This window comes from Streptacidiphilus monticola (genome assembly GCF_042658505.1).
In the GTDB taxonomy this organism is placed as follows: Bacteria; Actinomycetota; Actinomycetes; order Streptomycetales; family Streptomycetaceae; genus Streptacidiphilus; species Streptacidiphilus monticola.
The window spans coordinates 36,399-62,573 of sequence record NZ_JBHSQJ010000122.1 but is presented as its reverse complement, the minus strand read 5'-3'; the positions used below and the strand labels follow the sequence as shown (position 1 = coordinate 62,573).

Genomic DNA, 26,175 nt, shown 5'->3' with positions numbered 1-26,175 from the left:
GGGGGGTGGGTCATCGTCTGACGCTGCTGGGCGTCTGGGTGATGAGGGCCTCGACGTCGGCGAGGGAGGCCATGGAGGTGTCGCCGGGCGTGGTCATCGCCAGCGCGCCGTGTGCCGTGCCGTAGGCGAGTGCGCGAGCGAGACCGGCACCGGTGATCAGCCCGTAGATGAGGCCGGCGGCGAAGCCGTCGCCCGAGCCGATCCGGTCGAGGACCTGCAGTCCGCGCAGGTCGGGTCCGGTGAGGTAACCGGTCTCCGGCGACCAGGCGGCCGCCGACCAGTCGTTGACGCCGGCCGAGCGGACGGTGCGCAAAGTGGTCGCCAGTATGCGGGCGTCGGGCAGGAGCTTGGCGATCTCGGCAAACGCATCCGGGACTTCGGCGGCGGTGATGCGGGGCCCGTCGGCGGGGGAGTCGGCGAGCTGGAGTGCGCCGACCACGACGTCGGCGTGCCTGGCCAGGCGCAGGTCGGTCTCCCGTGCCCGCGGCGCCCCGCCTCGCCCGTGCCACAGGCTGGGCCGGTAGTTGGGGTCGTAGGAGACGGTCAGGCCGCAGCGCTTCGCCGCGGTCATCGCTTCCTCCGCCACCTCCGCGGTGGAGTCGGACAGGGCCGCGAACACGCCGCCGGTGTGCAGCCAGCGCGGTCCCGTGGCGAAGATCGAGTCCCAGTCGATCTGCCCGGGCCGCAGCTGGGAGACGGCGGTGTTCGCCCGGTCGCTGACGCCGAGCGCCCCGCGCACGCCGAAGCCGCGTTCCACGAAGTTGAGACCGTTGCGCGCCTTCTGGCCGACGCCGTCGGCCGGTTCCCAGCGGATGAGCGAGGTGTTCACCCCGCCCTGCAGGATGAGGTCTTCCACCAGTCGGCCGATCTCGTTGTCGACCAGGGCGGTGACCACCGCGGTCTCCAGGCCGAAGCAGCGGCGCAGGCCTCGGGCGACGTTGTACTCGCCGCCGCCTTCCCACACCTGGAAGCTGCGGGCGGTGCGGATGCGCCCCTCGCCGGGGTCGAGGCGCAGCATCACCTCGCCCAGGGCGATGACGTCGCCCACGGGTCGGGTGGCGAGCGGGCGCGTCGTCATGGTCGGCTCCGTTCCACCGCCTGCGCGGCGAGGCGTCGGATGCCGTCGTAGTCGCCGCTGTCGAGCAGAGCGGCCGGGGTGATCCAGCTGCCGCCGACCGCCAGGACCGCCGGGTGGGCGAGGTAGTGCGGCATGCGTTCGGGGCTGATTCCTCCCGTGGGGATGAAGCGGGCCTGTGTGAAGGGCGCTGCCAGGGCGTTGAGGAGGTCCAGCCCGCCGAGTTGCTCGGCGGGGAAGAGTTTGACGGCGGTCCGCCCCAGTTTGAGGGCGTGCATCAGCTCGCCGGCGGTGGCGGTGCCGGGCAGGTACGGAACGCCGAGGGACCGGCACCGATCGGCGATGCCGGTGTCGAGACCGGGGGAGACGACGAAGCGGGCGCCTGCCTCGACGGCCCGTTCGGCCTGGGCCGCGTCAAGCACCGTGCCCGCGCCCACCACCAGATCCGGGTGCTCTGCCATGGCGCGCAGGGCGTCCTCGGAGGCGGGGGTGCGCAGGGTCACCTCCGCGCACCTGATGCCCCCGTCGGACAGGGCCTGGGCGAGCGGCTGGGCGGACGCCGCCGAGTGCAGGGTGATCACCGGGATGATGCGCGTCCCGGACAGAAGGGCGTCGAACTCCCGGCTCATCGGCCCAGCCATCCGCCGTCGACCGGCAGGACGGTGCCGTGGACGTAGTCCGACGCCGGCGAGGCGAGGAACACGGTCGCGCCGGCGAGGTCGTCGGCCCGGCCCCAGCGTCCGGCCGGGATGCGGTCGAGGATGGCGGCGCTGCGCGCCGGATCGTCCTGGAGGGCCTGGGTGTTGTCGGTGGCGATGTAGCCGGGGGCGATCGCGTTGACGTTGACGCCGCGTCCGGCCCACTCGTTGGCGAGCGCCTTGGTGAGGCCGGCGACGCCGTGCTTGGCGGCGGTGTAGCCGGGCACGGTGATGCCGCCCTGGAAGCTCAGCAGCGAGGCCGTGAAGATGATCTTTCCGTGGCCGCGTCGGACCATGGCCCCGCCGACCGCCTGGGTCAGGGCGAACTGGGCGGTGAGGTTGACCTGCAGGACCAAGTCCCAGTCCGCGGAAGGATGTTCGGCGGCGGGGGAGCGGCGGATGGTGCCGGCGTTGTTCACCAGGATGTCGACCGGCCGGTCGCGCTCGGCCAGTTGGCCGACCAGGGCCGCGACGGCTGCCGGGTCGGCGAGGTCGGCCCGGATCGCTTCGAAGGAGCGGCCCGCGGCGGTGACGTCCTTCTCGACGTCGCTGCCGCTCTCCTCCAGCTGGGCGCTGACGCCGATGACGTCGGCGCCGGCCTCGGCCAGGGCGCGGGCCATGGCGCGGCCGATGCCGCGACGGGCGCCGGTCACGACCGCCTGCTTGCCGGTGAGGTCGAAGGGGTTCACCGCGCACCTCCGGCCGTCGTGTCGGAGCAGTCCAGCAGGATCTTCATGACCTCGCCGCCGGCTTCCAGTTCTTCGAAGGCGGCGGCGGCCTCGCCGAGCGGCACCACCGAGGAGATCAGCGCCTTGGCGGGGACTGTGCCCTCGGCCACCAGGGCCGCGGCCTGCTCGAAGTCGCCGCGGTCGTAGAGGCGTGCGCCGACCAGGGTGATCTCGCGCCAGAAGAAGCGGTGCAGGTTGACCTCGCGGGGCGCCGGGTGGATGGCCACCTGGCACAGCCGGCCGCGCACGGCGAGGACGTCCACGGCGGTGGTGACGCCGGCCGCCGCGCCGGAGACCTCGAAGGCGACGTCCGCTCCGGCGCCCTCGGTCCAGGCGGACACCAGCTCGGCGATGTCGGAGCCGGTCGGGTCCCAGGCGGTCAGGCCCAGTTCACCGGCCATCCGCCGCCTGCTCGGCGATACCTCGACGACCCGGACCTCGGCTCCCGCCGCCCGGGCGACGAGTGCGATCAGGACGCCGACCGGGCCGCCGCCGACGACGACCACCCTTTCCCCGGCGGCGACTTGGGCGCGCGCGACGTCGTGGACGGCGACCGCCGTCGGTTCGACGAGGGCGGCCTCGTCCAGGGGGAGGCCGGAGGGGAGTGCGACCAGGGTCTCGGCGGGGACGACCCAGCGCTGCTGCATGGCGCCCGGCGAGTCGATGCCGATGAAGTCCAGGTTCTGGCAGACGTGTTGGTGGCCGCGCCGGCAGGCCGGGCAGGTGCCGTCCCAGCGCAGCGGCATCACCGTGACCGGATCGCCCGGCTGCCAGCCCCGGACGCCGGGGCCGACGCGCAGGACGCGGCCGGACATCTCGTGGCCGAGCACGGCGGGCGTGGTGACCCGCGCGTCCATGTCGCCGTGGAAGATGTGCAGGTCGGTGCCGCAGATTCCGACGTAGGCGGGTTCGATCTCGACCTCGCCCGGACCGGGCGGGGCGGTGTCGGCCGGACCTGTGGTCAGGGTCCGGGCCGCGGTGTAGGAGACCGCGATCGTGCTCATGGGGACTCGAGGTCCTCTCTGTGTGCGTGCGGTGCTGGCAAGGGGTGGGGGAGAGGCCGGGGCGGGGCATGCGGGCATGCGCGGCTCGCCGGTGTGTGGCCGGGGCCCGTTCGGTGCCGGGCCGGGGCGCCGTGCGCAGGGCACGGCTGAGCGGCCTCACTGGTGCTCGGGCTGCCGCCCGGATCGGGTGTGCGGGTGTGCGGGTGTGCGGGTGTGAAGGCGGCCGGCGACGTGCCCTACGGCTGGCCCGCGCCGAAGACGCGGCGCTGGATCTCGCGCCGGTACTCCTCGAGGGTCTTGTCCAGGTGCACGCTGGTCGCCTCGGCGGCGGCCTCCGCGTCGCCGTCCCGGATCGCGCCGTAGATGGCGGCGTGCTCCGCGACCGCGTCCCTGGCGTGGTCGCCGATGGCTCCGTGCATGCCGATGGTGTTGGCCTGACGTTGCAGCCGCCGGGCCTCGCGGACGGAGGCCACCAGGAAGGGGTTGTGCGAGGCCTCGGCGATACCGAGGTGGAAGGCGTCGTCGCCCTGCTCGAAGAGCGGGTTCCGGCCGGTCTCGTGGCCCTCGCGGCACAGGTCCATGCCGTCCTTGATCGCCTTCAGCTGCGCCGGGGTCGCCCGGGTCGCGGCGAGCCGGCTGGCGGCGGTCTCCTGGATCCGGCGGAACTCGAAGAGCATGTAGATCTGGTCGAGGTCCGTGGGCATGAAAAACCCGCCCCAGCGCGAGGCGCCGAGCATGCCCTCGTCGTCGGCGACGTAGAGCCCGCGTCCCTTCTGGGCGCGGACCCGGCCGATCGCCGAGAGGATCTTCACCGCCTCGCGCACGACCGTGCGGCTGGTGCCGAGCGACGCGGCCAGCTCGTTCTCGGTGGGCATCCGGTCGCCGGGCCGCAGTTGCCGCTCGGCGATGAGCTTGAGGATCTGCTCCGAGACGAGCTCGTAGCCGGGCCGGTAGGGAGCGCCGTTCGCCACCGTCTCCCCGGATCGCGGGTCCGATGCCGTCTGTGCGGGCGCGCCGTCCACCGAATGCTCCTCCTCTGTCTGGGCCACGTTCAGCATGACCGGATTCCCTTCGCCGGGGAAGAGCGTACTCTCCGCCTGCGGCTGACTCTATTAAGTCAGACTCATTTCAGCAAGGGGGGACTGTGATGGGCTTTGACCTCGCCAGATGCCACGAGCTGAGGACATGTGGCCGCAATGTTCTGGAAATAGGCATGCTCATCCTCTTGACGCACGGCTGGCTCACCGGGTCTGATGTCACATCACGGTGACCTGCTGGCCTGCGGTCGGTCGGAGCCGCCCCCGCGGCAGCAGCAGCGGGCGCACATTAAGTCATACACATTCTGTCTGCCACGGCCCGCCATTCCAGTCGGAGACGTGCACACCCACAACGCAGTGGAGTCCCCATGAGACGCATCACCCTTGCCACCGCGGTCACCGCTCTTACGCTCGGCGCCCTCACCGCCTGCGGCGGTGGCACCACCGGGACCGCAGGCGGGGCCGCCAGCTTCAAGCCCGCGGCACAGGGCGACGGCCCCATCACCGTGTGGGTGGACGCCACCCGGCTGGCCGCCGCGAAGCTGTACCAGCAGCAGAACCCCCAGGTGAAGATGAAGATCGTCACCTACGACGGCGACGCCAACGGCTCGAACTACCTGCAGACCAAGGTGAGCCTGTTCAACCGCACCGGCAGCGGCTGGCCGGACGTGGTCTTCAGCACCCAGAACAACGAGACCAGCTGGGCCGTCCAGGCCGGCTTCACCGCTCCGCTGAACAAGGGCCTGATCCCGCAGTCCACCCTGGACGGCTGGGCGACCGGCGCCAACGCGCCGTGCACTGTCAACGGCACCCTCTACTGCCTGCGCAACGACCTGTCGCAGACCGTCCTCTGGTACAACGCGAAGCTGATGAAGCAGTGGGGCTACCAGGTCCCGACCACCTGGGAGCAGTACCAGGCGCTCGGCCTGAAGGTCGCCACCGAGCACCCCGGCTACCTGGTCGGCTCCGCCGGTGACACCTTCACCCCGGAGATCTACATGTGGGCGAGCAAGTGCGGCGCCAACCAGGTCACCGGCCCCAAGGCGGTCACGGTGAACACCTCCGGCCCCGGCTGCACCAAGATGGCCTCGCTCCTGGACACCCTGATCAAGGCCAAGGCCATGGCCACCAGCAGCGTGTTCAGCACGGACTTCAACAAGAACCTGGCGAGCAAGGTCCTGATGATGCCCGGCCCGTCCTGGTTCGGCGGCGCCCTCTTCCAGGGCGGCTTCAAGACCCCCAAGGGCCAGATCGCGGTCGCGCCGATGCCGCAGTGGGCCGGCGACGACACCCCGTCCGTCGGCAATGTCGGCGGCGGCACCTGGCTGCTGTCCTCCCACAGCAAGAACCTCAAGGCCGCGACCGCGTTCCTGACCTGGGTGACGACCTCCAACGACTACCAGGGCAAGCTCGCCCCCGGCTACCCGGCCTACTCCGCCGCGGCCATGACCTGGATGTCGGGCCAGATCAGCTCCGGCTACTACGCCAGCGACATCACCCAGACCCTCCAGGCCGCCGCCAACCAGATCTGGTCCGGCTGGGGCTACCCCCAGTTCAGCCAGGAGGCGATCTGGGCGGCCAAGGTCACCCCGGGCATGACGGCGGGCAAGAGCATCGCCTCGCTGCTGCCGACCTGGCAGACCGCGATCGCGAACTACGCCCAGTCCGACGGATACAAGGTCAGCCAGTGAGCATCTCCGCACGCAACCAGGCCGGGTCGGAGCGCGCCACACGGCGCACGCTCTGGCCCGGCCGGGCCGGACACGGTTTCGTCGCCCTCTACGTGGCGCTGCTGATCGCCTTCGGGGTCGTCCCGACCGTCTACGCGATCTACTTCGCCTTCAGTACCGCCGGCGACACCTTCGCCGGGTTCGCCAACTTCACCGACGCGGCTGCCGACTTCCGCTTCCTGCCGGCCGTCGGGCACGTGGCGCTCTACCTGGTCCTGTGGCTCGCCTCCCTCGTCGTCTTCGTCGTGGGCCTGGCCCTGCTGCTGCACCGGCTGGCGTCCCGGGGTGTCAGCAAGACCCTGCGCTTCCTCTTCTACATCCCCGGCGCGCTGGCCGGGGCGGCGAGCGTCATGGTGTGGCTGTTCGTCCTGGACCCGACGGTCAGTCCGGTCGCCTTCCTGCTCAAGGCGCTGGGCCTGACCACCTTCGACCAGGTGGTCGCCCCCGGCGGGCTGCCGATCCTGTTCACGCTGATCGCCTTCTGGACCGGCGCGGGCGGCTGGATCCTAGTGATGTACGGGGCGCTCAACAACATCTCCCCGGACATCCTGGAGGCCGCGCGGATCGACGGCGCCGGTCCCTGGCAGATCGCCCGGCGGATCCAGATCCCCATGCTGCGCAAGTGGATCGTCTACATGTGCATCCTCGCCTTCGCGGGCGGTACGCAGCTGTTCGTCGAGCCGGAGCTGCTGTCGCAGGCGAGCAACGGAGTGGCCGGGCGGGACTACTCGCTCAACCAGCTCTCCTACGACTTCGCCTTCCAGAACAACAACGTCAACACCGCCGCCGCCGTCTCGGTCGAACTGCTCCTGCTCGGACTGGTCGCCGCCGCCGTGTTCGTCGCCCGATCGGGGTTCTTCGATGCCGACTGACTTCCGCAGCCCCGCCCCGCCCGCCTCCGCGCCCGCCGCGGCACCGGTCAAGGCCCCCCGCGGGCCGACCCGGCGCGCACGTCGCGGCCTGAAGAACCCGCTGCCCGCCCTGGTGCTGCTGCTGTTCACGGTCTTCTTCGTGCTGCCGGTGATCTGGCTGCTGCTGGCCGCGACGAAGACCGACGACCAGCTCGTGCACGCCAACCCGCTCTCCTTCGGCTCCTGGCACGCCCTGCGGGCCAACTGGGACGCGCTGACGGGCTACCAGAGCGACGCGATCATGCTGTGGCTGCGCAACTCCGCCCTCTACACCTTCCTGGCGCTGCTGATCACCCTCGTGGTGGTCATCCCCGCAGGCTACGCGCTCGCGCTGACCGAGTTCCCGGGCCGGCACGCACTGCTGGTGGCGACGCTCGTGGTCATGCTGATGCCGAGCGCGACGCTGGTGGTGCCGCTGTTCCTGGAGATGAACGCCCTGCACCTGATCGGCTCGATGTGGTCGGTCATCCTGCCGTACTCGTTCTACCCCTTCGGGGTCTACCTGGCCTACATCTACTTCAGCACCGCCATCCCCCGGTCCCTGCTGGAGGCGGCCCGGCTCGACGGCTGCTCGGAGTTCGGCACCTTCCGCCGGGTCGCCCTGCCACTGGCCATGCCCGTGGTCGCGCTGGTGGGCTTCTTCAGCTTCGTCGCCAACTGGACCAACTACTTCCTGCCGTACGTGCTGCTGCCGCAGGACGACCAGTTCCCCGTCCAGGTGGGCCTCGGCACCCTGCTCGACTCCGTGCCGCAGTTCAACCCGACGGTGGGCACGCTCTCCGTCGAGCGGCCGGAGCTCGCCCTCGCCACCCTGCTCGCGATCACCCCCGTGCTCGTGGTGTTCCTCTTCTCGCAGCGCTTCCTGGTCGCAGGCATGCTCGCCGGCGCGACCAAGGACTGACCGCCTCCACCACGACACCAGCCACCGCGTCACCACGCCCGCCCGCAGCTGCGCCGGGCGTGGGCCCCGCACTGCCCGAAACGGAGAACCGTCCCATGGACCCCGACCTCACAGCCTCGGTGCCGCTGCTCGAACCGCCCGGCTGGGCCATCGCGCAGCGTCAGCTGTTCGACCTGCTCGACCAGGTCTGGCGGCAATTCGCCCGCGACTTCACCGGTCCGGACGGACGTCTGAACTACGAAGGCCGGCTGACCACACGTGACGGCGTGGACGACTTCTACGAGACCTTCTTCAACTGGCCGCAGCTGTACCTGCTCGGCGGCGCCGACGACCTGCTGGCCCAGTCGGAGCGGCACTGGGAGGGCGTGACCCGCCAGCTCACCGAGCTGGGCATGCTCAAGGACGAGTACGAGCGCGGCTACGACTGGTTCCACCAGGGCGAGAGCCTGCTGCTGCTCTACTTCCTGTGCATGGCCGCCCCGGAGCGGTGGAAGGAGCGCGCGCTGCGCTTCGCCGAGCTGTACGTGGACCCGGCGCACGGCAACTACGACCCCGAGCACCGCATCATCACCCGCCCGCACAACGGCAGCGACCCTGAGCGCACCGGCCTGTCCGACGGGGAGTACTACCCCTGGCTGCCCAAGGAAGCCGAGATGTACGGCTTCCCGCTCAACTGGATCCTCGCCGACGGCGAGAAGCCGCCGCTGGACGCCGACCCGCGCCTGGGCGAGGAGATGCGCCGCCGCATGGGCCAGGGCGACACCGCGGTCAACCTCGCCGCCGCCGGGCTCGTGCTGAACGCCCTGATCCTGTCCGGCGACGAGCGCTACCGGGACTGGATCGCGGAGTACGTCGGCGCCTGGCGCGAGCGCGCCGAGGCCGCCGGCGGCGTGCTCCCGGACAACGTCGCCCCGGACGGCACCGTCGGCGGACTGCACGAAGGCCGCCCCTACGGCGGCCACTACGGCTGGTCCTGGCCGCACGGCTGGCACAGCGTCGGCCACGCGGCCGCGGTCGCGGCACTCGCCGCCGCCGAGGCGACCGGCGACGACTCCTACCTGGACCTGGTGCGGCCCGCCATGGACGAGATGTTCGCCCACGGAAAGGTGATGCCGTTCACCGAGGCCGACTCCAGCCTGCGCTCCAAGTGGACAGCCCAGCTGCGCGAGAACGTGCACACACCCACCTTCCACGTCCCCTTCCGGCGCGGCGACGAGGGCTGGTTCGACTACAACCCGATGACGCTGCCGGTGCCCGTCGCGCTGTGGCACCACACCGCCGACGCAGCCGACCGCGCCCGGATCGAGCAGTTGCGCGAGGCCAGCGGGATCGACTGGCGCACGCTGGTGCCCTTCCGCAGCAAGGAGGAGGCGCACCACGAGGAGGCCTGGTTCGCTTTCCTGTCCGGTGACGACCCGGACTACCCCGAGCGCATCCTCGCCACCGCTCAGGCCCAGGTGCGGCACCGGCTGCGCCGGATGGAGCGCTACCGCGGCCTGGAGGTCGAGGAGGCCGACATCCACCTGTGGCAGCTGTCCAACCCGGTCGTGACCGAGGCGCTGGTGCAGCTGACCTGGGGCGGCCCGCAGGTGCTCTACGGCGGCGGGCTCCAGCAGGCGCGGGTGCGCTACTGCGACGCCGACTCCCGCCGCCCCGGCCTGCCGCCCTCCGTCGCGGCACTGGTCTCCAGCATCGACCCGCAGGCCACGGTGGTGGAGCTGGTGAACCTGCACCCGACCGAGGACCGCACCGTGATCGTCCAGGCCGGTGCGTTCGCCGAGCACGACATCCGCAGCGTCCGCCACACCCGCAGCCGCGACGACGCCTGGATCGGCGACCTCTATGACTACGGTCACACCGAGCCGGTCGAGGTGACCTCCGAGGCCCACGCGGTGGACGGGCCCTGGCTGCGCGTGCACCTGCCCCACTCGACCCGGATCCGGCTCACCCTCGAACTCGCCCTGCGCACCCGGCCCGCCTCCTACCGCACCCCCTTCGACGCCCCGGCCGACGCGGCTGCCGACGGGGACGTCCGGTGAGCACCGACGCCGGCCCTGCGGTCCTCGACTGCCACGTCCATCTCTGGGACCCGCGCAGGCTGAGCTACCCCTGGCTGGCAGAGCTCCCCGCACTCCAACACCCGTTCACCGCCGAGGAGTTCGCGAAGGTCCGCCCGGCGGCCGTCGAGGTGATCTTCATGGAGGCCGGGCGGGAGGACCGGCACGCCGAGGACGAGCTCGCGTGGGTGCGCGCGCAGGCCGAACACCACCCGTGGATCCGCGGGGCCGTCGCCCACGTCCCGCTCGAGCGTCCTGCCGAGGCCCTGGACGCGATCCGGCGGTACGCCGCCGACCCCTTCGTGGTCGGGGTGCGCCGCAACCTCCAGGACGAGGCCCCCGGCTTCACCGAGGGCGTCGGGTTCCGCTCGGGCCTCCAGCTGCTCGGCGAGGCCGGCCTGCCCTTCGACGCCTGCGTGCGCCGGCATCAACTCCCGGAACTGGCAAGGCTGGCAGCCGCGTGCCCGGACACCGTGATCGTCCTCGACCACCTCGGCAAGCCCCAGCCGGAGGCAACGGACCAATGGTCGAAGGACCTGCGCCAGGTCGCGCAACAGCCGAACGTGATCTGCAAACTCTCCGGCCTGGCAACGGAGTTGGGACCGCACGCACCGGCCGGGTTCGGCCTCGGGCTGCTGCGCGAGGCACTGGAGGTGTTCGGCCCCGACCGCTGCCTCTTCGGCAGCGACTGGCCGCTGCTGCAACTCGCCACCGACTACCGCAGCTGGCTCGACCTGGTCCGGGAGGCGCTCGCCGAGCACCCGCCCGCCGCCACCGACGCGGTGCTGCGTGGCACCGCGGAACGCGTCTACCGACCGGCCCCGTCCCCGAAGGAAGCCCCATGAAGCGCATCGCCCAGACCACCCGCCTGGTTCCCGAACGCCGGGAGGAGTACCTGGCCCTGCACCGCGCCGTCTGGCCGGCCGTGGAGGCCGCCCTGCACGCCGCGCAGATCCGCAACTACAGCATCTTCCTGCACGGCGACACCCTGTTCGCCTACTACGAGTACCACGGCGACGACTTCGAGGCCGACCTCGCCACCGTCAAGGCCGACCCGGAGACGCAGCGCTGGTGGACCTTCACCGACCCCTGCCAGGACCCCTGGCCGGACGCCCCCGAAGGCAGCCGCTGGACGGACCTGCCGGAGATCTGGCACCTCGGCGAGCCGCAGTCCTGACCTGACCGCCGGGACACCCGGCGCACCCCACCCACCCGGCCCCCGCCGGCCGTGCCGCGACCGCGCGCGGCCGGCGGTGCACCACCCTGCACCGCCCGCACCGCCACCAGAGGAAGACCTCGAGCGAAAGGGCAACAGAAAGTGACATCGCAGCTCCCAGGACGGGGACGCCCGCGCATGCCCGCAAGGATCGCGGCGACGGCCGTCATCACGTTCGCCGCGGCTCTCGCCGTCCCCACAACGGCCCGTGCCGCCGTGTCCACCACCGTCTACGCCTCCCCCACCGGAGGCGGGACGGCGTGCAGCGCGGCCGCACCCTGCTCACTCACCCAGGCCAAGGCGAACGTCGAGGCCATCGACGGCAACATGAGCGGCGACATCGTCGTCCAGCTCGCCGGCGGGACCTACCGGCTGACCGCGCCGCTCAGCCTCGGCACCGCCGACTCCGGCAGCAACGGGCACACCGTGTACTGGCAGGCCGCGCCCGGGCAGACCCCGGTGATCTCCGGCGGCCGTCAGGTCACGGGCTGGACCCTGCACGACTCGACCAACAACATCTACGCCGCCTCGGTGCCCACCGGCGTCGACTCGCGTCAGCTCTTCGTCGACGGCGCCCTCGCACCGCGCGCCTCGCTCTCCATCGCCCGCAGCGACGTCGCCTTCACCAGCACGGGTCTGACGATCCAGAACTCCGGCCTCAACTGGATCGCCAACCTGCCGCAGCAGAACCGGATCGAGCTGGAGGCCCAGAACTCCTTCACCGACCGCTTCACGCCGGTGCAGAGCATCAGCGGCACCAACGTCACGATGCAGGAGCCGGCCTGGAAGAACAACGGCTGGGGCTACGACACCATGGAGAGCCCCTTCGCCGGAGGGACGCTCAAGCTGGAGAACTCCTACTCCTTCCTGAACTCGGCCGGGCAGTGGTACCTCGACCCGAGCGCCGGACAGCTCTACTACAAGGCGCCGTCCGGCTGGAACCCCAGCGCCCACGACGTCGAACTGCCGCAGACCACCTCGCTCCTGGACATCAGCGGCAGCTACAGCAGCCCCGCGCACAACCTCGCCTTCCAGGGCATCACCTTCGAGCACACCACCTGGCTGGCGCCCAGCAGCAACATCGGCTACGCCGACCAGCAGACCGGCACCTTCCTCAACCAGAGCTACTCCAAGGAGCCCTCGAACTTCCTGACGGCCTGCAACACCGGCTGCCCTGCCTTCGAGTCCACCCGCAACAGCTGGGGCGAGGCCCCCGCGGCCGTCCAGGTCTCCGCCGCGAGCGGGATCAGCTTCAGCGGCGACACCTTCACCGACCTCGGTCAGGTCGGCCTGGGCATCGGCCAGGACAACGACGCCGTCGCCTCCGGCACCGGTCTCGGCGCCTCGAACATCACCGTCAACGGCGACACCTTCACCAACGACTCCGGCAGCGGCATCGTCGTGGGCGGCGTCCAGCCCGACGCACACCACCCCTCCAACGCCGCCATGACCAACCAGAACATCACCATCAGCAACAACACGGTGACCGGCGTCGCGCAGGACTACAAGGACATGCCCGGCATCCTGTCCACCTACGTCACGCACGCCGTGATCACGCACAACGAGGTCTCCAACCTCGCCTACGACGGCATCGACGTCGGCTGGGGCTGGGGCATCAACGACCCGGGCGGCAGCCAGGACTACGTCAACCGCGGCACCTACAACTACCAGCCGACCTACACCACGCCGACCACGCTCAAGAACACCATCGTCACCTACAACAAGGTGCACGGCACGAAGAAGGTCTTCCACGACGGCGGCAGCATCTACAACCTGTCCGCCAACCCCGGCGGCTTCGTCGCCGACAACTACGTCTACGACAACGCCAACACCGTCGGGCTCTACCTCGACGAGGGCTCGCGCTACCTCACGCTGCAGAACAACGTCCTGCAGGACAACGGCGTGTGGGCCTTCACCAACGCCAACGCCAACAACAACACCGACGACAGCACCTTCGCGAACAACTGGTACAACAGCGGCGCCACCAACGTCGCGACGGGATCCCCGCACAACAACGTGCTGAGCGGCAACGTCCAGGTGAGCGGCACGAACTGGCCCGCAGGCGCCCAGGAGGTCATCGCCCAGGCCGGAGTCACCACCAACGGCGGCAACGGCACCGCCGTGATCCACGCCGTCGGCGCGAACAAGTGCCTGGACGACAACAACTGGAGCACCACGCCGGGAACGCAGCAGCAGATCTGGGACTGCGGCTCCGGCCAGACCAACCAGACCTGGACGCACAACTCGGCCAACCAGATCACCCTGTTCAGCGGCGGCAGCCAGATGTGCCTGGACGCCTCCGGACAGGGCACCACCGCCGGCACCCCGGTCGTCATCTGGACCTGCACCGGCGGGACCAACCAGCAATGGAAGCTCAACCCGGACGGCACCATCACCGGAGTGCAGTCCGGCCTCTGCCTCGACGTAAGCGGCGCCGGCACCGCCAACGGCACCAAGGTCCAGCTCTGGACCTGCAACAACCAGCCGAACCAGCAGTGGAACCTGGGCTGAGCGTCAGCCGACAGTGAGCCGCGGGTGTGGCCGACGGCACCGGCCATCGGCCACATCCGCGCTCCACCGCGCCGGCAGGATCCTGCCGGCCTGGGCCCGCCCCGCACAGCCCGGCTCCGCACCGTCCCGCACCACCCACCGGACGGGCGGCTCCCAGGCGCGGCCCGTTCTGTCGGACGTCGGGCCCGGCGAGGCCCACCACCCTCCACCCTGTCAGGAGTTCGCCTTGCTCAGCCGATCCGTCTTTCGCCGCGTCAGGCGCGCCCTCCTCGCCGCGGGCACGACCGCCGCGCTCGCCGCCGGCGTGCTCACCGCCACGGCCACCACCTCGCAGGCGGCCGCCCAGGGCCCGTGCGACCTCTACGCCGCCGGCGGCACGCCGTGCGTCGCGGCCCACTCCACCACCCGGGCGCTGTACGGCTCGTACAACGGTCCGCTCTACCAGGTGAAGCGCGCGTCGGACGGCGCCACCGCCAACATCGGGGTACTCAGCGCCGGCGGCTACGCCGACGCCGCCGCGCAGGACACGTTCTGCGCCGGCACGTCGTGCGTGATCACCGTGATCTACGACCAGTCCGGCAAGGGCAACGACCTCACCCAGGCCCCTGCGGGCAGCCGCTCCGGCGGGCCGGACAACCTCGCCGACGCCACCGCCGCACCCGTCACCGTGGGCGGCCACAAGGCGTACGGCGTCTTCATCGCACCCGGCACCGGCTACCGCGACGACCACACCAGCGGCATCGCCACCGGGGACCAGCCCGAGGGCTTGTACGCGATCTTCGACGGCACCCACTTCAACAACGGCTGCTGCTTCGACTACGGCAACGCCGAGACCGACAACACCGCCGACGGCAACGGCACCATGGAGGCCATCTACTTCGGCAACAGCAAGACCTGGGGCTACGGCAGCGGCAACGGCCCCTGGGTGATGGCCGACCTGGAGAACGGCCTCTTCTCCGGGGCCGGCCGCGGCTACAACGCGGGCGACCCCACCGTCAACGACCGGTTCGTGACCGCCATCGTCAAGGGCGGACCGAACCAGTGGGCGATCCGCGCCGGCAACGCCCAGTCCGGTGGCCTGACCACCGGCTACAGCGGCGTGCGCCCCAGCGACACCGGCTACAACCCGATGCGCAAGCAGGGCGCGATCATCCTCGGCATCGGCGGCGACAACAGCAAGTGGTCCGCCGGCACCTTCTACGAGGGCGTCATGACCTCCGGCTACCCCTCCGACAGCACCGAGGACGCCGTCCAGGCCAACATCACCGCGGCCGGCTACGCCACCAGCACGGCCGGCAGCGGCACCGGAGCCCTGCACGCCGCGGGCGCAGGCAAGTGCCTGGACGTGCCGAACAGTTCGACCACGCCCGGGGTGCAGCTGGACATTCGCTCCTGCACCGGCCAGTCCAACCAGAGTTGGACGCACACCGCCGCCGGTCAGCTGACCGTCACGGACTCGGGGACCACCCTGTGCCTGGACGCCAGCGGACGGGGCACCAGCGCGGGCACCAAGGTGATCACCTGGACCTGCAACGGGCAGGCCAACCAGCAGTGGAACCTGAACGCCGACGGCACCGTGACCGGCGTCCAGTCCGGTCTCTGCCTGGATGTCACGGGAGCCTCCACCGCCGATGGCGCCCCCGTCGAACTGTGGACCTGCAACGGCGGCAGCAACCAGCAGTGGACGCTCAAATGACGCGCCCCTGACCAGCGGGTGCCCTCGTCGGCAAGGCCGACGAGGGCACCCCGGATCGCGATGGACCGCACCTTGTCGAGCTGATCCGCCATCAGCTGGAGGTGGCTGCCGACCGCGCTGTCGCTGAGCTCTTCCGTGAGGGCGACGGCGCGGTCTCGCGTCGCGTCAACTCTGTGGCCCCCTGGGGCCGCAGAGGATCAGCGCGTCGAAGCGGTGGCGGGCTCGGGCTCGGAGTCCAGCGACTCGGCGACCGCGTTCGGGCGGCGGTTGGGGAGGATGAAGGCGACGAGGACGGTTCCGACGGCCAGGACGATGCCGCCGATCAGGCTGGTGTGGGCGACCGCGTGGGTGAAGGCGTGGTCGGCCGCCGCGACCAGGGCCTGGGCCTGCTGGGCGCCGCCTGCGGGGTTGTGGGCGACCTGCTCGGCCACGGCCTGGGCGCCGCCGACGGAGTCCTTGGCGGTGTCGAGGGCCTGCGTGGGCAGGTGGCCGGCCAGGGCCGACCCCACCTTGGTCTTGTAGCTGGTGGCCAGGATCGAGCCCAGGACCGCGATGCCGAGCGAGCCGCCGAACTCCACGGCCGTGTCGTTGATGCCGCCGCCGACGCCGAGTTCGGCCTCGGGGAAGGAGCCCATGATCAGGTCGGTGCACGGCGAGGTGCTGAGACCGATGGCCAAGCCCAGCAGGGCCAGGGTGGGCACGAAGGCCGAGTAGGTGGAGCCGTCGCCGAGACGGGACAGCAGCAGGATGGCCCCCGTGCCGATGGCCATGCCGGTGATCACGACGGGCTTCATGCCCAGCCTCGGCGTCAACAGGCCCGTGAGCGCGGCGCCGAGGAAGGTGCCGCCGGCCAGCGGCAGCAGCCGGACGCCGGTGGCGAGGGCGTCGTAGCCGAGGACGAACTGCAGGTGCTGGGTGGCGTAGTAGACGGTGCCGAAGGCGCCGAGGAAGAAGAGCAGGACGGCCAGCACGGAGCCGCTGAAGGCACGGTCGCGGAACTTACGGACATTCAGGATCGGGGAGGGGTGGCGCAGTTCCCAGGCCACGAAGGCGACCATGCCGGCCGCGCCGATCGCCGCGGCCGTGATCGCGGCGGTGTGCCAGCCGAAGTGCGGGCCCTCGATGATGGCGTAGACGAGCGCGCCGACGGTGACCACGGACAGCAGTCCGCCCACCAGGTCGAGACGGCCCATGCCCTCGGCGCGGGACGGCGGCACCAGCACCAGCGAGGCGAGGACGGCCACCGCGGCGATGGGCACGTTGATCAGGAAGGTGGAGCCCCACGCGTGGTCCTTGAGCAGCACGCCGGCCAGCAGCGGACCCATGGCGATGCCCAGGCCCGAGGTCGCGGACCAGGCGACGATCGCCCGTGCGCGCTCGGCCCGCGGGAAGGAGGCCACCAGCAGGGACAGCGTCGCCGGCATGACGATCGCGGCGCCGACGCCCATGACGGCGCGCGCGGCTATCACCGCGTGGGCGCTGTGCACCAGGCTGCCCATCACCGACCCGCCGGCGAAGACCAGCAGGCCTGCGATGAGTGCGCCGCGGCGGCTGTACTTGTCGCCGACCGCGCCGAGGATCAGCATCAGCGCCGCGTAGGGGACCGTGTAGCCGTCGACGACCCACTGCAGATCCGCGCTGCTCAGCGACAGGTCCCGGGTCATGTCGGGTGCGGCCACGATCAGCGAGGTGTTCGCCATGACGACGATCAGGAGGCTGAGGCAGAGCACCAGCAGCGCCCACCACCTGCGCGGATAAGGGGTCTTCATCCGGTCCACCGGGACCGAGGCGATCAGGGGCATGGCAGCAGACCTCCGCCAGAGAAACTTGCATTTACGAGTGCAACAATAGAAACCTGCACGCGATCGTGCAAGTATGGGTGCGTCCGCGAGACAGGGAGCCGCATCCATGACCGCCAGCCAGCTGCCCGCCCCCCAGCGCAGCCACGCCCGCTCCAACCGGGCCCGGATCCTCGCCACCGCCCGCGAGGAGTTCGGACGCAACCCGGACGCCACCTTCGACGAGCTGGCCCGGGCCGCCGGCGTCGCCCGGCGCACGCTCTTCGGCCATTTCCCGAACCGGCAGGCCCTGATCGCGGCTCTCGCCGAGGAGGCGACGCAGTCGATCGAGGAGGCCGTGGACGCCGCCCGCCGCCCCGGGGACGACGCCGCGACCGCCATGGTCCGGATGACCCTGGCGATGTGGACGGTCGGTGACCGCTACCGCATGCTGATCTCGCTCGCGCGCCGGGACATCGGCGAGGAGGGCGTCCGCGCCGCACTCGAACCGGCCCGCGCCGAGGCGACCGCCAACATCCGCCGCGGCCAGCAGGACGGCGTGTTCGCCGACGTCCTCCCCGCCCCGGTGCTGTCCCGGGCGCTGGAAGCGCTGACCCTGGCCCTTGTCGAGGAGCAGGACAGCCCGGACTGGACCAGCCCCTCGGGCGAAGCAGTAGCCGTCGCCCTCCTGATCGCCTCCGGGGTCTCCCGCTCGAAGGCTCACGATCTGGTCCGAGCCGTGCTCGACAGTGCGGGCCGAGCCGGGTAGGCGGCGCGGATGCGCCGTGCGCGTACCTGCCACGAGGGCGGCCGCGGCTCGCGCCTGGCCGCCCAACTCGCCGAGTACCGGAGCGCGTCCAGGGCCTTCGCGAAACGAGGCGACGAAGTGTCCTGCGGACAGGGGAGTTTCGTTCAGGGAAGGCGGCGGTGTCCCGTCACGGGTTCTGTTGGGGTGTCAGCAGCGGCAGCAGGACGTGCTGGACGATCCGGCGGCACAGCTCCGGGTCGCGGTGCAGGCGCAGTTGCTCGGTCAGGGCGGAGCCCAGCAGGATGCCGTCGACGAGGTCGAGCGAGGGGTTGTCGGCCGCGATGACGCCGGACCGCACGTAGCGCGCGAGGACGGTCCGCAGGGACCTGGTCGCGGACTCGACGAGGGACCGGTGCACGGCCTGGCCCAACTCCGGTTCGGCCAGGGCCTGGTGGGTGAGGGTGCCGATGCCGGCCGCCATTCCGTGGAGTGACTGCCGGATGTGGTGGCACAGCACCTCGAGGTCGCTGCGCAGGGTGCCGGTGTCCACCTCCGGCGGGGCGAGCGGACGCTCGCGTTCCAGGGCGGCGGCGACCAGATGGGCCTTGTTGCTCCACCGGCGGTACAGGGTGGCGGTCGAGGACCGGCTGGCGGTCGCGATGTCCTGCATCGTCACGCGCGCGTACCCTCGCTCGGCGACCAGGGCCAGGGCCGCCTCCAGGATCTCCCGCTCCCGGTCCGCGGACAGGCGGCCGCGCCGGGGGACCGGCGGCTTGGCGGTGGTCGTGTTCATCGGTCTGCTCCCTCGCTGTGCGATCACGGCGGGCCCGGGCCGCCGAATCACACGCTCCGGGAAGACGTGTTCGCGGCCTGGTCGGGGGCGAAGGTGACGTCCTGTCCGGTCACGTCGCCGCGCACGCCTCGCGCGTCCACGCGGATGTCCGCCAATGTCATGCCGGCCGGGAGGTCCTGGAGCGTGACGGGCTGCTGCAGGGCCTGGACGACGGCGTCGTAGGCGGCGGCGGGAAGGTGCGCGTCCAGCCGTACGTCGCGGAACGCGATGCTGGTCGGCCCGGCCACGGTGGGCCTGGCCGAGGCGGAGACGTCGCCGAGGAGGGGGATCAGCGTGCGGGCGGTGATCCGGCCGGGTGCGGTGTCGGCGCTGATGCCGACGCCCAGGGCGTCGGAGAGGTCCGCGTAGGAGAGCAGGGCGGTGCCGGTGACCGTGCTCGCACGGGCGGTGTGAGCGTTCGCGTAGGCGCGCACGTCGGTCATGCTCAGGTCGAGACGGGTGAGGGGGACCGGGTGGTCGCCCGCGGCGGGGATGTGCCCGGCGTGGATGTCCACCCGGTGCAGGTGCCCGGCGAGGACCTGGCCGGTGACCGGGAACCCGCTGATGCGGACGCCGGGGGCGGAGGCGGCCCCGGTGGCCTGCTGGAACGCCTGGGCGGCGCGGTGCTCCGCCCAGGCGGCCACCAGCCGGTCGCCGCCGAGGACGGTCAGGGCGGACGCCAGCAGCGCGCCGGACAGCACGAGGGGGAGGCGCGCCCGGCGTGAGCCGTCGGAGGCAGATATTTGACGCAGCTTCATCTGCGTTTCCTTTCAAGGGAGTTGGCGCACGCCCGGGGGCGGCGAAGGCCCGGGGGCGACGGGGCAGCCACCATGGAGGCTAGATACTTGCATGCCAAAGTGCAAGTATGAGCTGAGGGCATCCCGAAGCCCGGAACAACCGGCACACGTCAGCTCCTCGCCGCCAGGAGGCGGGCCGGGAGAAGGGGGCCGGGTGAAAGGGGGCCGGGTGAGGCGAACTGCGCCGAACGGTTACGGCGCCCAAGCTCGCAGTGCCGCGTCCGCGATGGCGTCCACCGTTTCGTGGCCCAGTCGGGAGCCGACGAGGAAGCGCTGGTAGACGAGCGGGCCGACGGTCGACATGGCGATGTCCTCGGCCGTGACGCCGGGGCGGAGCTGGCCGCGCTCGACAGCTGCGGCGACGGCCGGGCGCAGCGAGTCGACGATCTGGACCAGCAGTGTCTGCCGCAGGTGCTGCATGCCCTCGTCGTACTGGGCCGCGCCCAGGACGGCGGCCAGGACGGCGCCTGCCTGGGCGTCGTCGAGTCGGGTGCCGAGCTGGCGCAGGTAGTGGACCAGTTCGGCACGCGGCTCGACGCCGGCCTCGGACCGAAGCTCCTCCGGCGCCGGCTCCAACGGGGGCATGCCGGCCTCGAGCGCGGCGAGGCGGAGGGCGAGCAGGTCCGGCCAATGGCGGTAGACCGTGGCGCGGCCGACGCCGGCGCGGGCGGCCACCGCCTGGTGCGTGACCGCTTCGAGGCCGCCCTCCGCGAGGAGTCCGGTGGCGGCGCCGACCATGGCCTCGCGGCTGCGCACCTGTCGCGGATCGGCTCGCTCCTCCGGCATGCGGCACACCTCTTCTGTGAGACAGTCTGGCTCAGATGCTAGCCGCGCTGATCGTGTGGGCGCGCTGGACCAGGCTGTACGAGCGGTTGGTCTGCCGCATGACGAGGGTCTGCAGCGCCAGGTGCAGCCCGCGCTCGGCGTCCCCTCCGGCGGTGAGCCAGAAGTCTGCGGCGTGGTCGGCGTACGCCTCCGGGTGGTGCAGCACCAGCTCGTCGTAGCGCCGTGCGGCCTGGTCCCGCCAGGGCCGTGCCTCCTGGTCGCGGCCGGCGGCCCGCAGCGCGCACACCAGCTGTGCGGCGTACTCGGGATCGTCGCTCGTCTCGGCCAGTGGGCGCAGGCGGTCGATCGCCGCCTGGGCGTCCCCCAGCAGGAGGTCGACCTCGGCGAGGTGGCCGGTCGCGGGCGCGTAGCCGGGGAGGCGGCGCCGGGCTGCTTCGAACCACGTCCGGGCAGCGGGCAGATCGCCCTCGCGCAGCCACAACAGGCCACGGCGGAAGTCGAGTTGGGCCAGCGGGAAGGGGGACACCCCGCGATGCAGACGCCGGGCCCGGTCGAACTCGTGCTCCGCGTGGGCAGTGCGACCCTGCTCGGCGAGAAGGACGGCCGAGGCTGCGACGGCGGCGAAGTCGGAGCGGCGTGGGGCTGACTTCCGCAGCAGCACGCGGGCCTCCGAGTGGCAGCCGACGGCCTGCAGGATCGCGGCCCGCTCGGCGTCCAGGTCGGCCTGTACCGCACCGGCGCGGCCGGCGGCGTCGAGGTCGGCCATGGCGTCCGCGAACCGGTGCAGGGTCGCGCGTGCGCGGGCCCGGGCGAGCAGGGCGTTGCCGTCCTCGGGGGCGTGACGCGCCAGTCGTTCGGCGAGCTGTGCGGCCCGCTCGTAGTCGGCGATCCAGCCCATGAGGTGTCCGCGCAGGACGAGAAGGTCGACCAGGGCCGCCTGCCGGGCGACGGCGAAGGGCGTGGGGGAAACGGCAGTGCGTGCCCGGGCTGCGATGCTGTCGATCTGGGCCGACAGGTTCAGCAGGGCGATGCTGCCGTCCGTGGTGACCGGCTCATGTGCGATGCGGACCGCGTGGACGGTCATGCCGTCTCCTCCTCCGGCACCGGCGCCGTCAGGGCGGCGAGCACGGTCATCAGGTCGGGCGGATTCAGGTTGGGCTCGGCCAGGTAGGGGAACCGGTGCGTGGCCGGAAGGGTCGCCCGGTCGACACCGTCGCTGATGCGGGCTCCGTCGACGCCGTGCACCAGGAGGGTGTAGAGGGTGTCCACGATGTCGTCGTTGGGCGCGCGGCCGCCGCAGGTCCTGTGCTCGCGTCCGGCGAGCATGGCGGTCTCGATCTCCCAGCAGCTCTCCTCGCTGAACGGCTTGGAGGTGTCGACGACGAGGAAGTCGGCCAGGAGCAAGTCCGTGAGCGGGTGCGCGCCGCGGTCGTCCAACGGCCAGACCGTCGCGTCGTCGAGGCGGTCGAAGAAGGCCAGGTTGGCGTCGAACCGTGCCCGGTAGGCCCCCGCGTAGTCCGGTCGCAGGGCGAAGGCGTCCTCCTCGTTGTAGAGGTCGCGGATTTCCAGATCGCTGTTGACCGGGTCGAACTTCCTGCTCGCCAGGATGACGTTCTTGATCTCGGGGCGGCCCATGCGTTCCAGGCGGACGGGGCGGCCGCCGGAGGTGACGGTCTCGCCGACGATGCCGAGCAGCGGGCCCCAGCCCGGACCGAACACCGTCTCGATGTCGACCTCGACGACGATGCTCAGGACGTTCATGCCCTCGAGGACGTTTACCGCGCCCGGATGGAAGGCCAGCTGCTCCGTGGCGTCGGCGGCGAGGACGCCGGCGAGGTTGATGAAGAACGGGTCGAGCCGCGGTCCGGCGAAGATCCGCAGCCCGTCGGCTCCGGTGTGCGTCTCGTCGCCGACCTGGAAGAGGACCTGGTCGCCGTTGGGCGCCGTGCAGGTGCCGATCTGCGTCGGCTCCTCGCTGTCGGGGACCCGACCAGGGGTGCCGAAGGTGAAGTCGAAGGCGTACTCGGTCTCGTCGACGGTGAACGCGGCGGCGTCGGCCGCCCTGGTGACGGGGCGGATCCGGAGGCGGTAGCGGATCGCGTCCGAGAACAGCGCGGTGGGCGCGGCGGCCGGGAACACGTCGAGGACGAGGACCAGGTGGCCGGGCCGCTCCGGGCTCGGGAAGGCGAAGACGTCGGCGATGTCGGACGCGGGGTCGAAGAGGATGCGCGGTCCGGAGAAGTGATCCGCCATGAGGGCTCCTTGGGGGATGAGAAGGGCCGATCTGTGAGACACGCTGCCTCACAAGTCAACTGTGAGTCAATCTGTCTCATAGTGATATGGCTCATGTGCCGCGGGTACGTCTGCGCGTTGACACACCCTGTGGGCAAGCTGATGATGTAATCAGTTGTGCTGAAGCCGTCAGAAATGGCTGTGCGCCCCGAATCCCAAGGAGAAATGCCATGAGTGAGATCGACCTGCAGGCCAGGTTCCAGAAGCTGCCCGAGACCGTCCGCGAGAAGGTCGATTCCGCGCTGGCGGACGCCAAGATCGCGCTCAAGCTGCGCATCGCCGAACTGCTGGCCGACAAGCAGGAGATGGCCGAGCACGCCGTCACCAGGGCCGGCCGGATCGGCGCCAAGAGCGGCGAGGTCTCCGAGCTGACGACCATCCTGCCCCTGAAGCCCAACGGGGCCGCGCGGCTGCGCAAGTTCTTCAAGCTGGTGGACGGGAACCTGGCGGGCGCCGGCCAGGTCGGCACGCTGCACAACATGCGCTTCGTGTTCCTGGACAACGACACGAAGCTGCTGTTCGCGACCGCCTTCGACGGCGAGTGGGACCCCTACATCGACGACTTCGCCACCAAGATCCCCGAGTTCATGGACTACCTGTTCAGCAATGTCGAGGGCTGGCCCGGCATCACCTCGCCCGACGTCAAGGACTTCATCGTCAAGTACCAGATCCCGGCGGAGGCCTGGTTCGTCGCCCACCCGAACCTCACCGTCGCCGAGGCCGACCGGCTCAAGCGGCAGGAGGTGGCCGTCCAGCGCTTCCTGTCCGACCTCAACTGAAGGCAGGCCCACCATGCCTTCCCCGCTGTTCCGGCGGCTGCGCCGGCCCCCGACCCTGGACCTCGACGACATCCAGGCCACGCTGCTGCGGGCCAGGCCCGAGCCCTACTTCGGCACCCACGCGATCCTGGAGATCACCGACCCGGCGGCGGGCCGGGAGCTGCTGCGCCGCCTGGCCCCCCGGGTGACCTCGGCCGCCCGCTGGGACGAACCGCAGCCGTCCTGGCTCGCGCTCGCCCTGAGCTACCAGGGGCTGGTGGCCCTGGGCCTGCCGGAGGCCTCCTTGGCCTCCTTCCCGGCCAACTTCCGTGCCGGGATGGCCGCCCGGGCCGAGCGGTTGCGGGACACCGGCCCGAACGCGCCGGAGCGCTGGGAGTTCCCGTTCGGCACGCCGCGCGTGCACGTCGCCGTCAGCGTCTACGCCGACAACAAGGACGACTGGCAGGCCGAAGTCGCGGGATACGAGCAGGAGTTGAAGACCGTCTCCGGCGTGAACCTGCTGTCCCACCAGGACTTCGCCGCCGACGGCTTCAACGTGTTCGGCTACCGGGACGGGTTCAGCCAGCCCGTCGTCGAGGGCAGCGGCGCCGAGCCGCTGCCCGGCGACGGCAGGCCGATCAAGGCCGGCGAGTTCGTGCTCGGCCACCCGAGCGAGACGGGCGTCCCGCTGCCCGTCCCCGCTCCCGACGTCCTCGGCCGCAACGGCACCTACGTCGTCTTCCGCAAGTACCACTCCCACGTCGCCGCCTTCAACAAGTGGCTGCACGACAACGCCTCCACCGAGGCCGAACGCGAGCTGCTGGCCGCCAAGTTGGTGGGCCGCTGGCGCAGCGGCGCACCCCTGGCCCTGGCCCCGGACCGCGACAACCCGGCGATCGGGGAAGACCCCCGCCGGATCAACGACTTCGACTACTCCGCCGACCCGCGCGGACTGCGCACACCGCTGGGTTCGCACATCCGCCGGATGAACCCGCGCGACACGAAGCTGACGGTCCTCACCGACGTCAACATCCGCCGGATCATCCGGCGCGGCACCTCCTACGGCACCCCGCTGCCCCCGGACCGCCTCAAGGACGACGGCCAGGCGCGCGGCCTGGACTTCATCGCCCTCGGCGCCCGGGCCATCGACAACGTCGAGTTCCTGCAGAGCGAATGGGTCAGCTCCGGCAACTTCATGGGCCTGGGCAAGGAGAAGGACCCGATGATCTCGCTCCAGGACAAGGGCGCCTACTTCACCGTGCCCGGCACCCCGCCGCGGCGGGTGCAGAACATCCAGTCCTTCAACACCCTGCTCGGCGGCGAGTACTTCTTCATGCCCAGCCTCTCCGCCATCCGCTGGCTCGGCAGCGCCCACTGACCCCCACACCCCGCGGGAGCCCCCATGAGCCCCACCCCGTCGTACGTCCGCTACCGCCCCGATCTCGAACACCCCTTCCCGGACGAGGACGAACTGGTCCGCCAGGTCGTCGCGGCCATGGGCAAGGCCAACCAGCAGGTCGCCGACAAGCACCGGCACGGCCTGCGCGACGCCCACGCCAAGAGCCACGGCGTCCTCGCCGGAGAGCTGCACGTCCGGCCGGATCTTCCCGGCCCCCTCGCCCAGGGCCTGTTCGCCGAGCCGGCCGTGTACCCGGTGATCGTCAGGTTCTCCTCCGCGCCGGGAGACCTGCGCTCCGACCAGGTGGCCGTCCAGCGCGGCATGGCGATCAAGGTCATCGGCGCGCCCGGCCCGCGCGCGCTGGACGACGGCTTCACGACGCAGGACTTCCTGCTGGTCAACCACCCGACCCTGCCGTTCGGCGACATCGCCGCATAGGCCAAGCTGCAGGGGCTGCTGGAGAAGCAACCCCGCCAGAGCGACCAGCAGGTGCAGCTGACCGGGCTGGCGGCCCGCGCCGCCGCCAAGGCCCTCACCCGGGTGGGACGTCCGCTCCCACCGGCCGTGGAGACCCTGGCCGCAGCCAACCACCACATCCTCGGCGAGACCTTCCACTCCATGGCCGCGCTCCGCTACGGCGAGTACGTGGCCAAGATCTCGGCCGCCCCCCGCTCGGCGAACGTCCAAGCCCTCACCGGCCGGCCCGTCCCCAGGAAGGCCGGCGAGTCGGCCCTGCGCGACCTCGTCGTCGACTTCTTCGCCCACGAGGGCGCCGAGTACGACCTCCGGGCCCAACTGTGCGTCGACGAGGAGCGGATGCCCGTGGAGGACGCGTCGGTCCTGTGGCCGGAGGACCTGTCACCCCATCAGGTCGTCGCCACCCTGCACCTGCCCGCCCAGGACGCGTACAGCGACGCCCGCCGCCGCTACGCCGACGACGTGCTGTCCTTCAGCCCGTGGCACGCGCTGGAGGCCCACCGGCCGCTGGGCTCGATCATGCGCTCGCGGCGGGCCGCCTACCCCAGCTCCAGCGAGTTCCGCCACCGCCTCAACGGGGTCGAGCCGCAGGAGCCGTCCGACATCAAGGAGCTGCCTGCCTGAGCCCCTGCCCGGGCCCTGCGCCCAAGTCCCCTGCCCGCACCGGAGCCGGAGGGCCACCCCGTGGATCACCTCGGGGTTGCCCTCCGGCTTCTGCGCTCTCCCACGGATACGCCTCAGGGG

General features: G+C 71.3%; 24 protein-coding genes. 13 read left to right on the top strand and 11 right to left on the bottom strand.

Annotated elements, in window-relative coordinates; translation table 11 throughout:
- Window positions 1-10: 10 nt before the first annotated feature.
- The 5 genes from ACFP3V_RS25295 to ACFP3V_RS25275 all read right to left on the bottom strand — a co-directional run bounded on the left by ACFP3V_RS25295 (window position 11) and on the right by ACFP3V_RS25275 (window position 4,563).
- Window positions 11-1,048, bottom strand: coding sequence for a sugar kinase (locus ACFP3V_RS25295; RefSeq protein WP_380588063.1), 1,038 nt, complete (start codon window positions 1,046-1,048; stop codon window positions 11-13).
- 26 nt (window positions 1,049-1,074) lie between these two features.
- The gene (locus ACFP3V_RS25290; RefSeq protein WP_380587836.1) at window positions 1,075-1,704 is read right to left on the bottom strand and encodes a bifunctional 4-hydroxy-2-oxoglutarate aldolase/2-dehydro-3-deoxy-phosphogluconate aldolase; all 630 of its coding nucleotides are present in this window, start codon (window positions 1,702-1,704) and stop codon (window positions 1,075-1,077) included.
- Entirely contained in the window at window positions 1,701-2,462 is a 762-nt protein-coding gene (gene kduD / locus ACFP3V_RS25285; RefSeq protein WP_380587833.1) for a 2-dehydro-3-deoxy-D-gluconate 5-dehydrogenase KduD, read from the bottom strand. Before kduD ends, ACFP3V_RS25290 begins: the two co-directional genes overlap by 4 nt.
- A complete protein-coding gene (locus tag ACFP3V_RS25280) occupies window positions 2,459-3,505 on the bottom strand; it encodes a zinc-dependent alcohol dehydrogenase (RefSeq protein WP_380587830.1) in 1,047 nt (348 codons plus the stop codon). The genes kduD and ACFP3V_RS25280 overlap by 4 nt, the downstream gene beginning before the upstream one ends.
- A 236-nt stretch (window positions 3,506-3,741) precedes the next feature.
- Window positions 3,742-4,563 carry a FadR/GntR family transcriptional regulator gene (locus ACFP3V_RS25275; protein ID WP_380587827.1) on the bottom strand — a complete coding sequence of 274 codons (822 nt, stop codon included), beginning with the start codon at window positions 4,561-4,563 and terminating at the stop codon, window positions 3,742-3,744.
- Between the two features lie 347 nt (window positions 4,564-4,910).
- Between ACFP3V_RS25275 and ACFP3V_RS25270 the strand changes: the two genes are divergently transcribed.
- The 8 genes from ACFP3V_RS25270 to ACFP3V_RS25235 all read left to right on the top strand — a co-directional run bounded on the left by ACFP3V_RS25270 (window position 4,911) and on the right by ACFP3V_RS25235 (window position 15,564).
- Window positions 4,911-6,233 (top strand): ABC transporter substrate-binding protein, encoded by a 1,323-nt coding sequence (locus ACFP3V_RS25270; protein ID WP_380587824.1) that lies wholly within the window; start codon window positions 4,911-4,913, stop codon window positions 6,231-6,233.
- Window positions 6,230-7,144, top strand: coding sequence for a carbohydrate ABC transporter permease (locus ACFP3V_RS25265; RefSeq protein ID WP_380587821.1), 915 nt, complete (start codon window positions 6,230-6,232; stop codon window positions 7,142-7,144). The genes ACFP3V_RS25270 and ACFP3V_RS25265 overlap by 4 nt, the downstream gene beginning before the upstream one ends.
- Window positions 7,134-8,084 carry a carbohydrate ABC transporter permease gene (locus tag ACFP3V_RS25260; protein WP_380587818.1) on the top strand — a complete coding sequence of 317 codons (951 nt, stop codon included), beginning with the start codon at window positions 7,134-7,136 and terminating at the stop codon, window positions 8,082-8,084. Before ACFP3V_RS25265 ends, ACFP3V_RS25260 begins: the two co-directional genes overlap by 11 nt.
- A gap of 95 nt (window positions 8,085-8,179) precedes the next feature.
- Entirely contained in the window at window positions 8,180-10,123 is a 1,944-nt protein-coding gene (locus ACFP3V_RS25255; protein ID WP_380587816.1) for a DUF8034 domain-containing protein, read from the top strand.
- Window positions 10,120-10,986, top strand: coding sequence for an amidohydrolase family protein (locus ACFP3V_RS25250; RefSeq protein WP_380587813.1), 867 nt, complete (start codon window positions 10,120-10,122; stop codon window positions 10,984-10,986). The genes ACFP3V_RS25255 and ACFP3V_RS25250 overlap by 4 nt, the downstream gene beginning before the upstream one ends.
- Window positions 10,983-11,318, top strand: coding sequence for an L-rhamnose mutarotase (locus ACFP3V_RS25245; RefSeq protein WP_380587810.1), 336 nt, complete (start codon window positions 10,983-10,985; stop codon window positions 11,316-11,318). Before ACFP3V_RS25250 ends, ACFP3V_RS25245 begins: the two co-directional genes overlap by 4 nt.
- 177 nt (window positions 11,319-11,495) lie before the next feature.
- Window positions 11,496-13,868 (top strand): RICIN domain-containing protein, encoded by a 2,373-nt coding sequence (locus tag ACFP3V_RS25240; RefSeq protein WP_380587807.1) that lies wholly within the window; start codon window positions 11,496-11,498, stop codon window positions 13,866-13,868.
- Window positions 13,869-14,094: 226 nt separating this feature from the next.
- Window positions 14,095-15,564, top strand: a complete 1,470-nt coding sequence (locus ACFP3V_RS25235; protein WP_380587805.1) for an arabinofuranosidase catalytic domain-containing protein — start codon at window positions 14,095-14,097, stop codon at window positions 15,562-15,564.
- Window positions 15,565-15,761: 197 nt separating this feature from the next.
- Here ACFP3V_RS25235 and ACFP3V_RS25230 read toward each other — a convergent pair whose 3' ends face one another.
- A complete protein-coding gene (locus ACFP3V_RS25230; protein WP_380587803.1) occupies window positions 15,762-17,366 on the bottom strand; it encodes an MFS transporter in 1,605 nt (534 codons plus the stop codon).
- 106 nt (window positions 17,367-17,472) lie between these two features.
- On the opposite strand from ACFP3V_RS25230, the gene ACFP3V_RS25225 reads away from it, so the two are divergent.
- Complete coding sequence (locus ACFP3V_RS25225) at window positions 17,473-18,111, top strand: TetR/AcrR family transcriptional regulator (protein WP_380587801.1); 639 nt, start codon at window positions 17,473-17,475, stop codon at window positions 18,109-18,111.
- A 166-nt stretch (window positions 18,112-18,277) separates the two neighbouring features.
- On the opposite strand, the gene ACFP3V_RS25220 is transcribed toward ACFP3V_RS25225, so the two are convergent.
- The 5 genes from ACFP3V_RS25220 to ACFP3V_RS25200 all read right to left on the bottom strand — a co-directional run bounded on the left by ACFP3V_RS25220 (window position 18,278) and on the right by ACFP3V_RS25200 (window position 22,758).
- Window positions 18,278-18,883, bottom strand: a complete 606-nt coding sequence (locus ACFP3V_RS25220) for a TetR/AcrR family transcriptional regulator (RefSeq protein WP_380587798.1) — start codon at window positions 18,881-18,883, stop codon at window positions 18,278-18,280.
- Between the two features lie 47 nt (window positions 18,884-18,930).
- Window positions 18,931-19,680 (bottom strand): LmeA family phospholipid-binding protein, encoded by a 750-nt coding sequence (locus ACFP3V_RS25215; protein WP_380587795.1) that lies wholly within the window; start codon window positions 19,678-19,680, stop codon window positions 18,931-18,933.
- 231 nt (window positions 19,681-19,911) lie between these two features.
- Complete coding sequence (locus ACFP3V_RS25210) at window positions 19,912-20,505, bottom strand: TetR/AcrR family transcriptional regulator (protein WP_380587792.1); 594 nt, start codon at window positions 20,503-20,505, stop codon at window positions 19,912-19,914.
- A 31-nt stretch (window positions 20,506-20,536) separates the two neighbouring features.
- Entirely contained in the window at window positions 20,537-21,589 is a 1,053-nt protein-coding gene (locus tag ACFP3V_RS25205) for a tetratricopeptide repeat protein (protein WP_380587789.1), read from the bottom strand.
- The gene (locus ACFP3V_RS25200; protein ID WP_380587786.1) at window positions 21,586-22,758 is read right to left on the bottom strand and encodes a DUF4331 family protein; all 1,173 of its coding nucleotides are present in this window, start codon (window positions 22,756-22,758) and stop codon (window positions 21,586-21,588) included. Before ACFP3V_RS25200 ends, ACFP3V_RS25205 begins: the two co-directional genes overlap by 4 nt.
- A 209-nt stretch (window positions 22,759-22,967) precedes the next feature.
- Between ACFP3V_RS25200 and ACFP3V_RS25195 the strand changes: the two genes are divergently transcribed.
- The 4 genes from ACFP3V_RS25195 to ACFP3V_RS25180 are packed head-to-tail and all read left to right on the top strand — an operon-like array spanning window position 22,968 to window position 26,055.
- Window positions 22,968-23,576 carry a hypothetical protein gene (locus tag ACFP3V_RS25195; protein WP_380587783.1) on the top strand — a complete coding sequence of 203 codons (609 nt, stop codon included), beginning with the start codon at window positions 22,968-22,970 and terminating at the stop codon, window positions 23,574-23,576.
- Window positions 23,577-23,589: 13 nt separating this feature from the next.
- The gene (locus ACFP3V_RS25190) at window positions 23,590-24,933 is read left to right on the top strand and encodes a Dyp-type peroxidase (RefSeq protein ID WP_380587781.1); all 1,344 of its coding nucleotides are present in this window, start codon (window positions 23,590-23,592) and stop codon (window positions 24,931-24,933) included.
- A gap of 24 nt (window positions 24,934-24,957) precedes the next feature.
- Window positions 24,958-25,392 carry a catalase family protein gene (locus ACFP3V_RS25185; RefSeq protein WP_380587778.1) on the top strand — a complete coding sequence of 145 codons (435 nt, stop codon included), beginning with the start codon at window positions 24,958-24,960 and terminating at the stop codon, window positions 25,390-25,392.
- Window positions 25,393-25,443: 51 nt separating this feature from the next.
- A complete protein-coding gene (locus tag ACFP3V_RS25180; protein ID WP_380587775.1) occupies window positions 25,444-26,055 on the top strand; it encodes a catalase family protein in 612 nt (203 codons plus the stop codon).
- Window positions 26,056-26,175 lie beyond the last annotated feature (120 nt).